This is a genomic window from Burkholderia sp. Bp9099 (assembly GCF_003857805.1).
GTDB lineage: Bacteria > Pseudomonadota > Gammaproteobacteria > Burkholderiales > Burkholderiaceae > Burkholderia.
Genome location: NZ_QTPU01000004.1, coordinates 294,259 through 302,634 on the forward strand (window position 1 = coordinate 294,259; position 8,376 = coordinate 302,634).

Annotated in this window: 9 protein-coding genes and 1 pseudogene; 6 read left to right on the forward strand and 4 right to left on the reverse strand. The window is 65.8% G+C overall.

The features are described from left to right. Positions 1-82: 82 nt before the first annotated feature. Both nadA and nadC read left to right on the forward strand, forming a co-directional pair. Complete coding sequence (gene nadA, locus DIE17_RS06470) at positions 83-1,219, forward strand: quinolinate synthase NadA (RefSeq protein WP_044845643.1); 1,137 nt, start codon at positions 83-85, stop codon at positions 1,217-1,219. Then, positions 1,216-2,097 (forward strand): carboxylating nicotinate-nucleotide diphosphorylase, encoded by an 882-nt coding sequence (nadC, locus tag DIE17_RS06475; protein ID WP_124523875.1) that lies wholly within the window; start codon positions 1,216-1,218, stop codon positions 2,095-2,097. Before nadA ends, nadC begins: the two co-directional genes overlap by 4 nt. Positions 2,098-2,189: 92 nt before the next feature. On the opposite strand, the gene nadB is transcribed toward nadC, so the two are convergent. From nadB to radC, 4 genes are all read right to left on the reverse strand, one after another. Next, positions 2,190-3,776, reverse strand: coding sequence for an L-aspartate oxidase (gene nadB / locus DIE17_RS06480; protein ID WP_044845597.1), 1,587 nt, complete (start codon positions 3,774-3,776; stop codon positions 2,190-2,192). A gap of 170 nt (positions 3,777-3,946) precedes the next feature. Then, the gene (gene rpmG, locus DIE17_RS06485) at positions 3,947-4,114 is read right to left on the reverse strand and encodes a 50S ribosomal protein L33 (RefSeq protein WP_006478046.1); all 168 of its coding nucleotides are present in this window, start codon (positions 4,112-4,114) and stop codon (positions 3,947-3,949) included. 17 nt (positions 4,115-4,131) lie between these two features. Continuing rightward, complete coding sequence (gene rpmB, locus DIE17_RS06490; protein ID WP_004186391.1) at positions 4,132-4,365, reverse strand: 50S ribosomal protein L28; 234 nt, start codon at positions 4,363-4,365, stop codon at positions 4,132-4,134. 238 nt (positions 4,366-4,603) lie between these two features. After that, on the reverse strand, positions 4,604-5,377 hold the full coding sequence (radC, locus tag DIE17_RS06495) for a RadC family protein (RefSeq protein WP_124486995.1): 774 nt from the start codon (positions 5,375-5,377) through the stop codon (positions 4,604-4,606). A gap of 135 nt (positions 5,378-5,512) precedes the next feature. Between radC and DIE17_RS06500 the strand changes: the two genes are divergently transcribed. From DIE17_RS06500 to DIE17_RS06515, 4 genes and pseudogenes are all read left to right on the forward strand, one after another. Next, positions 5,513-5,968: a peptidylprolyl isomerase gene (locus DIE17_RS06500; protein WP_044845599.1), complete on the forward strand. Its 456-nt coding sequence runs from the start codon at positions 5,513-5,515 to the stop codon at positions 5,966-5,968. Positions 5,969-5,970: 2 nt separating this feature from the next. After that, a complete protein-coding gene (gene ispH / locus DIE17_RS06505) occupies positions 5,971-6,951 on the forward strand; it encodes a 4-hydroxy-3-methylbut-2-enyl diphosphate reductase (protein ID WP_044845600.1) in 981 nt (326 codons plus the stop codon). Between the two features lie 270 nt (positions 6,952-7,221). Further along, on the forward strand, positions 7,222-8,061 hold the full coding sequence (locus tag DIE17_RS06510) for a branched-chain amino acid ABC transporter (RefSeq protein WP_124523877.1): 840 nt from the start codon (positions 7,222-7,224) through the stop codon (positions 8,059-8,061). Between the two features lie 211 nt (positions 8,062-8,272). Beyond that, positions 8,273-8,376 (forward strand): annotated as a pseudogene (locus tag DIE17_RS06515) (branched-chain amino acid ABC transporter permease); the annotation flags it as partial.

The following is an 8,376-nucleotide window of genomic DNA, read 5'->3' on the forward strand; positions in this document are numbered from 1 at the left end:
AAGCGCTAACTCGGGTCGACCGCGAAGCATGGGACCCGAGTAAGCGCTAAAGCGCTAACTCGGGTCGACAGGAGATATGGAGATGCAATCGACGATCAAACCCGTCGAGTACGACCGGCCGGTCTCGGCGGGAACCGTCTGTGGGGTAGGCCAGGCGTGGGCCAAAGTGCCCGAGGCGCCGTCTGCCGAAGAACGCGCCGCACTGAAGGCGCGCATCAAGGCGCTGCTCGCACGTGAAAAGGCCGTGCTCGTCGCTCACTACTACGTGGATGCCGAGCTGCAGGAACTGGCGGACGAAACCGGCGGCTGCGTCGCCGATTCGCTCGAAATGGCCCGTTTCGGCCGCGACCACGACGCGCAGACGCTCGTCGTCGCCGGCGTACGCTTCATGGGCGAAACCGCGAAGATCCTGAGCCCCGGCAAACGCGTACTGATGCCCGATCTCGACGCGACCTGCTCGCTCGATCTTGGTTGCCCGGTCGACGAATTCTCCGCGTTCTGCGATGCGCATCCCGACCGCACCGTCGTCGTCTACGCGAACACCAGCGCCGCCGTGAAGGCCCGCGCGGACTGGATGGTCACGTCGTCGATCGGCCTCGAAATCGTCGCGGACCTGCACGCGCGGGGCGAGAAGATCATCTGGGCACCGGATCGCCATCTCGGCAGCTACATCCAGAAGAAAACCGGCGCGGACATGCTGCTGTGGCAGGGTTCGTGCCTCGTCCACGACGAATTCAAGGGCATTGAGCTCGACCTGCTGCGTGCCGAATATCCGGACGCGAAGGTGCTCGTGCATCCGGAGTCGCCGGAAAACGTCGTCGCGCAGGCGGACGTCGTCGGCTCGACGACGCAGCTGATCGATGCCGCCGTGAAGCTCGACGCGACGCACTTCATCGTCGCGACCGACCTCGGCATCCTGCACAAGATGCAGCTCGCGGCGCCCGGCAAGACCTTCATCGCCGCGCCCACGGCCGGCAACAGCGCGACCTGCAAGAGCTGCGCGCATTGCCCGTGGATGGCGATGAACGGCCTCGCGAACCTCGCCGACGTGCTCGAGCGCGGTCACAACGAGATCTTCGTCGATCCGGCGATCGGCGCGCGCGCGCGTCTGCCGATCGACCGGATGCTCGATTTCGCCGCGGCGCACAAGAAGCGCGTGCAAGCGAGCGGCGATCTGCAGCGCGATCAGCAACTGTTCGCGAACGTGGGGGCTGCATGACCGGCGCAGTCTCTCCGCTGTTCGAAGCCGTCCGCGCACAATACGGCGCGGCGTTCGACGAAGCGATCGCGCGCAACGTCGCCGATGCGATCGCCGAAGACGTCGGCACCGGCGACCAGACCGGGCGGCTCGTGCCGGCCGGCGAGCGGCGCCGTGCGCGCATCATCGTGCGCGAGGAAGCCGTGTTGTGCGGCGTGCCGTGGTTCGAGGCCGTCATCGCGCGAATCGATCCGTCGATCGTCGTGCAGTGGCGCTATCGCGAAGGCGACCGGATGGCGCCGGATTCGACCGTCTGCGAACTCGAAGGGCCGGCGCGCGCGCTGTTGACGGCCGAGCGCAACGGACTGAACTTCCTGCAGCTGCTGTCGGGCGTCGCGAGCGCGACGCGTCGTTACGTCGATCGCGTCGAAGGCACGCGCACGAAGATCCTCGATACGCGCAAGACGCTGCCGGGCCTGCGGCTCGCGCAGAAGTACGCGGTGCGGGTCGGCGGCGGCGAGAACCAGCGTCTGGCGCTGTACGACGGCATCCTGATCAAGGAAAACCATATCGCGGCTGCCGGCGGTGTCGGCGAAGCGCTCGATGCGGCGTTCGCGCTCGAATCGGGCGTGCCGGTGCAAGTCGAAGTCGAGACGCTCGCGCAGCTCGACACGGCGCTCGCGCATGGCGCGCAGTCGGTGCTGCTCGACAACTTCACGCTCGACATGATGCGCGAGGCAGTGCGCATCGCGTCCGGCAAGGCCGTGCTCGAAGTGTCGGGCGGCGTCAATTTCGATACGGTGCGCACGTTCGCGGAGACGGGCGTCGACCGTATCTCGATCGGCGCGCTGACGAAGGACGTGCGCGCGACCGACTACTCGATGCGGATCGTCGACTGACCGCGCGACATACCGTCTGACGAAAAAAGCCGCTGGCGCGCATGACGCCAGCGGCTTTTTTTGTGCGGCGGCAGCCGGGAAGGGCGTACCGGTCAGCGGCGCGAGCGGGGCGTGAGCACGCTCGGCAGCGCCTTCGGCAGCGTGTGCGGCCAGTCGCGGCTGTAGTGCAGCCCACGGCTTTCCCGGCGCGAGTACGCGCTCTTCACGATCAGCGTCGCGACGTCGACGAGATTGCGCAGCTCGAGCAGGTCGCGCGTCACGCGGAAGTTCGCGTAGTACTCGTGGATCTCGTCGCGCAGCAGCGACAAGCGGTGCTTCGCGCGCTCGAGACGCTTGTCGGTGCGCACGATGCCGACATAGTTCCACATCAGCCGGCGCAGTTCGTCCCAGTTGTGCGCGACGACGACTTCCTCGTCCGCATCCGACACGCGGCTTTCGTCCCATGCGGGCAGCTTGGCCGGCGTTGCAGCGTCGAAGCCGGCCGCTTCGATCGCCTCGGCCGCCGCGCGGCCGATCACGAGGCATTCGAGCAGCGAATTGCTCGCGAGCCGGTTCGCGCCGTGCAGCCCCGTGTACGACGTCTCGCCGACCGCATACAGGCCCGCGAGATCGGTGCGCCCCGCGAGATCGGTGACGACGCCGCCGCACGTGTAGTGCGCGGCCGGCACGACCGGAATCGGCTGCTTCGCGATGTCGATGCCGAATTCGAGGCAGCGCGCATGGATCGTCGGGAAGTGCTCGCGCAGGAACGCTTCCGGCTGGTGGCTGATGTCGAGATACACGCAGTCGATCCCGCGCTTCTTGATCTCGAAGTCGATCGCGCGCGCGACGATGTCGCGCGGCGCGAGTTCCGCGCGCGGATCGTGTGCGGGCATGAAGCGCGTGCCGTCCGGTAGCTTGAGCAGGCCGCCTTCGCCGCGCACGGCCTCCGAAATCAGGAACGACTTCGCATACGGATGGAACAGGCAGGTCGGGTGGAACTGGATGAATTCCATGTTCGACACGCGGCAGCCCGCGCGCCACGCCATCGCGATGCCGTCGCCGGTCGCGGTGTCGGGGTTCGTCGTGTACAGGTAGACCTTGCCGGCGCCGCCGGTCGCGAGCACCGTGTGCGGCGCCTCGATCGTGATCGTGCGGTCGTTGTCGACGTCGAGCGCATACAGCCCGTGACAGCGGCGCCCGGGCAGCCCGAGCCGGTCCGACGTGATCAGGTCGATCGCATGGTGGTTTTCGAAGAACGTGATGTTCGGATGCTGGCGTGCGCGGTCGGACAGCGTCGCGAGCACCGCATGGCCGGTCGCGTCGGCCGCGTGGATGATTCGGCGGTGGCTGTGGCCGCCTTCGCGCGTCAGGTGGAAACCAAGTTCGGCCGCATCGTCCTTCGTGAACGGCACGCCCTGGGAGATCAGCCATTCGATCGCTTCGCGGCCATGCTCGACGATGTAGCGCGTCGCGCCTTCGTCGCACAGCCCGCCGCCGGCGACCAGCGTGTCGTCGACGTGGTTCTCGATGCTGTCCGCCGAATCGAGGACGGCCGCGATGCCGCCTTGCGCGTTATCGCTTGCCCCCTCCATCATCGAACGTTTCGCGATCAGCGCGACACGTCGCGTGCTGGCCAGGTTGAGTGCGACCGACAGCCCTGCCAGGCCGCTGCCGACGATCGCCACGTCGAATTTCATGCTGCATCTCCATCGTTACGCTTTAGATCTTGTGCGTTCCGTCGACCTTGGCCGCGGAAAGGGGAGAGCATACCGCGTCGGGCCCGAGCGTGCGCGCGAAACCGCGCAAAACAAAAAGCCCCGCATGTGCGGGGCTTTTCGGTCGCCGTCAGGCTGGCAGAAACCGGAGATTACTTGATCTTGGTTTCTTTGTATTCCACATGCTTGCGGACGACGGGATCGAACTTCTTGATCGCCATCTTTTCCGGCATGTTGCGCTTGTTCTTCGTGGTCGTGTAGAAGTGACCCGTACCAGCGGTCGACTCAAGCTTGATCTTGTCGCGTGCGCCTTTTGCCATGATTGTGCTCCTTGGGCTTAGGCTTCGCCGCGTGCGCGCAGGTCAGCGAGCACGGAATCGATGCCGTTCTTGTCGATCAGGCGCAGGCCGGCGTTCGAGACGCGCAGGCGCACCCAGCGGTTTTCGCTCTCCACCCAGAACCGGCGGTTTTGCAGGTTCGGCAGGAAGCGGCGCTTCGTCTTGTTGTTGGCGTGGGAAACGTTGTTGCCGCTCATCGGCGCTTTCCCAGTTACTTGGCATACGCGTGCCATGAGAGCACTCCTAATACGCTAAATTCGGGGTTCGATCGCCGATGAAGGTTCCATCGTACTGCCACGTGATCCATGGCTGCACTCAGAACGCCGAAGCCTGTAAAGACAAGGCCCTTCGATGGCTAGAACTGGTTGGAAAAAAGACAGACGACGATTCTAGCAGAAAAAGTTCAGAAAAATCAAACCCAATTTCGCATCGTCGTTGCGGCGCCCGTGGGGCGGGTCGCCGGGCCACAGTCTACAGCCAACCGGCGCGCGCGAACGAAAATGTATCGCTGGTGCCGACGACGACGTGATCGAGCAGCCGCACGTCGACGAGTTCGAGCGCGTCTTTCAGCACCCGCGTCAGGCGGCGGTCCTCCGCGCTCGGCTGGACCGCGCCCGACGGATGATTGTGCGCGACGATCAGCGCTGCGGCGTTCTGCTGCAGCGCGCGGCGCACGACCTCGCGCGGATAGACGGCCATGCGCGTCAGCGAGCCGCGCGTGATTTCCTCCATGTCGATCAGGCCGTTGCGGGCGTCGAGGTACACCGCAATGAATACTTCGTGCGGGCGCGAGCCGATCTTCAGCCGCAGGCAATCCTCGACGGCGCCGGGCGAATCGATCTGCAGGCGCGCGTGCGCCTTCTCCTCCAGCATGCGCCGCGCGATCTCGGTGACCGCGACGAGCCGTGCGGAGCGCGCGGGACCGATGCCGGGGTGCATCTCGAAGTCGCCGGAGGTCGCCTCGAGCAGGCCGCGCAACGTGCCGAACTGCCTGACCAGCGCGCGGGCGGTGACGAACACATCATGCCCGGGCTTGCCCGTGCCGAGCAGCAGCGCGATCAGCTCGTCGTCGGTCAGCGCGGCGGGCCCGCGCTCCAGCAGCCGTTCGCGCGGCCGCTCGGGGCGCCAGTCGGCCGGGCGGCGCTTGCGCAGGTGGATCGGGACGACGCGGCCCGGCGCAGCGGCCGGTGGGTCGGCGGTGTCGCGGCATTCGGCCGGCACGACGGCGAGAGAGGATGACGGCATGATCGAAACTCCATTGGCGGCGGCCGTGTGCGCGACGTCGTCGCACTTTCAGCCTTGCGCGCTCAGGTGACTTACAATATTGGTTTTGCGCCGGGCCTTTCGGCCAGTTCGGGCGCCGACGAACACGAGTCATTCATGAGCATCATCGATCTATCCGAAGTGAAGCCCGGTTCCCATGTCACGCTGCATTACCGGCTGGCACTGGCCGACGGCGCCGATATCGTCAACACCTTCTCCGACAAGCCCGCCACGCTGCTGCTCGGCGCCGGGCAACTGGCGCCCTCGCTGGAACAGATTCTGCTCGGGCTCAGGGTCGGTGACCATTCGACTTTTCAGCTAACGCCCGAGCAGGGGTTCGGTCCCCGCAATCCCGACATGCTCCAGCGCGTGACGCTGTCGACGCTGCGCGAGAACGGGATGGTCGGCGACGATTTCACGCCGGGCGAGCTGATCGAATTCAACGCGCCGGACGGCGGCCGCTATGCAGGGGTGCTGAAGGAAGTCAGCGAAACCTCGGCGCTGTTCGACTTCAATCATCCGCTCGCGGGCCAAGCGCTCACGTTCGAAGTGAAAATCATCGGAATCCTGTAATCATGAGCACCACCGATACGCTGTCCGGGCAGACCGTCGCCGCCGATGCCGAAATCCTGCTGGCCCAGCCGCGCGGCTTCTGCGCCGGGGTCGATCGCGCAATCGAGATCGTCGAGCGCGCGATCGCGATGCACGGTGCGCCGATCTACGTCCGTCACGAGATCGTCCACAACAAGTACGTGGTCGAGGATCTGAAGAAGAAAGGCGCGATCTTCGTCGAGGAACTCGAGGAAGTGCCGGCCGGCAACACCGTGATCTTCAGCGCGCACGGCGTGTCGAAGGCCGTGCGCGACGAGGCGGACGTGCGCGGGTTGCGTATTTACGACGCAACCTGCCCGCTCGTCACGAAGGTGCACGTCGAAGTGGCGAAGATGCGCCAGGACGGCGTCGACATCGTGATGATCGGCCACAAGGGCCACCCGGAAGTCGAAGGCACGATGGGGCAGGTCGAGCGCGGCATGCATCTCGTCGAAAGCGTCGAGGACGTGCAGAAGCTCGCACTCGCCGATCCCGAGCGCATCGCGCTCGTCACGCAGACGACGCTGTCCGTCGACGACGCGGCCGAGATTATCGGCGCGCTGAAGGCGAAGTATCCGAAGATCCGCGAGCCGAAGAAGCAGGACATCTGCTACGCGACGCAGAACCGCCAGGATGCGGTGAAGTTCATGGCGCCGCAGTGCGACGTCGTGATCGTCGTCGGCAGCCCGAACAGCTCGAATTCGAGCCGCCTGCGCGAAGTGGCCGAGAAGCGCGGCGTGGCCGCGTACATGGTCGACGCACCCGACCAGATCGATCCGGCCTGGGTCGCGGGCAAGCGCCGCATCGGCGTGACGGCCGGCGCATCGGCGCCGGAAGTGCTCGCCCAGGCCGTGATCGCGCGGCTGCGCGAGCTCGGCGTGCGCAATGTCCGCGCCCTCGACGGCATCGAGGAAAACGTGTCGTTTCCGCTGCCGCGCGGGCTCAACCTGCCGCCCGCCGCCTGATTGCCGCATCGCACCTGCGATACCCCCGAAGCGCGCCTCCCGGCGCGCTTTTTTTTGCGTCGCGAAAACGAGATGCAACCATTGTTCACAGCAATGGTGCAACCCGGTTGCTATCGCTGCGCGTAGCCGCTTCTCAAAATTGGTTGCAATGCAGGAAAACCCCATCGAATCAGGATTATTGGCGGCCTATAAATGGAGTTACAATGCGCCCGTTTTCAGGCCGGAATGGCTTTGAAATCGGGTTTTGGCAAGGCGCGGGAGACCTACTCGATGCATGTGAAGTTGGCTGACGCCATGTCCGTCGCCGCACCGGTTGCAATGCTTGCCGGCTGTAGCAAAAAGAGCGACGACGAGGCGGGCAGGGAGACTGCGGCACCCGCAGTACCGGCGGCCAGCGACGTGCGCGCTGCCGGACCCGGTCGTGCGGCGCGGTCGGTGTGCCGCATTGCGCAATCGGACAGTGACAAGGACAACGGGGCACGTTTGGCGATCGAGGAATTCAACGCGCAGGGCCCGAAGATCGGCATGCATTCGGCACGGCGGGCAGCACGCGCCGGCGGCGCTGCCATCGACCGGGCGACGGGCAAGCTGATTGCCCGACAACGAGCCGCCGGCCATGATGCGGCAGCAGCAGGGCGCGCCGCACGGCGGGCGCCCGGGTTTCGGGGCAACGCAGGCGACGTGCAGATGTCACTGATTCCCTTTCATTTCGATTCGACGAAACAGCGTGTCGCCGCGACCCATCGCGTCGCGGCGGGCGGTCTGCTTCGTTTCACGGATTCCGACGCAGTCCTGACGAAAGTCGGGCGCCACCTTCGCGATGCCGGTTCGGGCGCCGCGCGGGCGGCGGCGGACGGCCCGCTTGCACCGCAGGCGACGGCGTCCGGCATCGGAGCGCAAACCCTTGGCGACATCGGCATGTGCGCCGTCAAGGTGGTCGAGCCCGCGGGCGACGCGGCGCGGAACCTGATCTGCCCGGACACGGGGTTCGCCCCGGCCCGGACGGAAAAAGGCATGGCGTTCGGGCAACCGGACACCGGCCGTTGCGGCACGCTGCCCTACGACTTCAAGGAGGCCAAGTACACCGTCCTCGATGTCGTGACGATTTAGCGACGGGACTCATGATGGCACCGGAACAGTGCGGTGTCGTTTCTGTATCCGTTCCGGCGGCAGGTCCGGCCGTACAGGCCGGGCGGCGCGCGCCGGGGCGATCCACCCTTACCGGTATCGACTAGTACCCGCAGTGTCGCCGAGAAGGCGCGATTCCTCGCTTACCCGCGGGGCGCAACGTCCTCCGGCAGCATGGGCCAAGGAGCTTTAAATGGATATTTTCGTCCAGCAGATCCTCAACGGGCTGGTGCTCGGCAGTGTGTACGCCATCATCGCGTTGGGTTACACGATGGTGTACGGCATTCTCGGCATCAT

Bases quoted from the DNA above. Each gene is read 5' to 3' on its own strand.
- nadA (WP_044845643.1), top strand. From the start codon at position 83: ATGCAATCGACGATCAAACCCGTCGAGTACGACCGGCCGGTCTCGGCG.
- nadC (WP_124523875.1), top strand. From the start codon at position 1,216: ATGACCGGCGCAGTCTCTCCGCTGTTCGAAGCCGTCCGCGCACAATAC.
- nadB (WP_044845597.1), bottom strand. From the start codon at position 3,776: ATGAAATTCGACGTGGCGATCGTCGGCAGCGGCCTGGCAGGGCTGTCG.
- rpmG (WP_006478046.1), bottom strand. From the start codon at position 4,114: ATGGCAAAAGGCGCACGCGACAAGATCAAGCTTGAGTCGACCGCTGGT.
- rpmB (WP_004186391.1), bottom strand. From the start codon at position 4,365: ATGGCACGCGTATGCCAAGTAACTGGGAAAGCGCCGATGAGCGGCAAC.
- radC (WP_124486995.1), bottom strand. From the start codon at position 5,377: ATGCCGTCATCCTCTCTCGCCGTCGTGCCGGCCGAATGCCGCGACACC.
- DIE17_RS06500 (WP_044845599.1), top strand. From the start codon at position 5,513: ATGAGCATCATCGATCTATCCGAAGTGAAGCCCGGTTCCCATGTCACG.
- ispH (WP_044845600.1), top strand. From the start codon at position 5,971: ATGAGCACCACCGATACGCTGTCCGGGCAGACCGTCGCCGCCGATGCC.
- DIE17_RS06510 (WP_124523877.1), top strand. From the start codon at position 7,222: ATGCATGTGAAGTTGGCTGACGCCATGTCCGTCGCCGCACCGGTTGCA.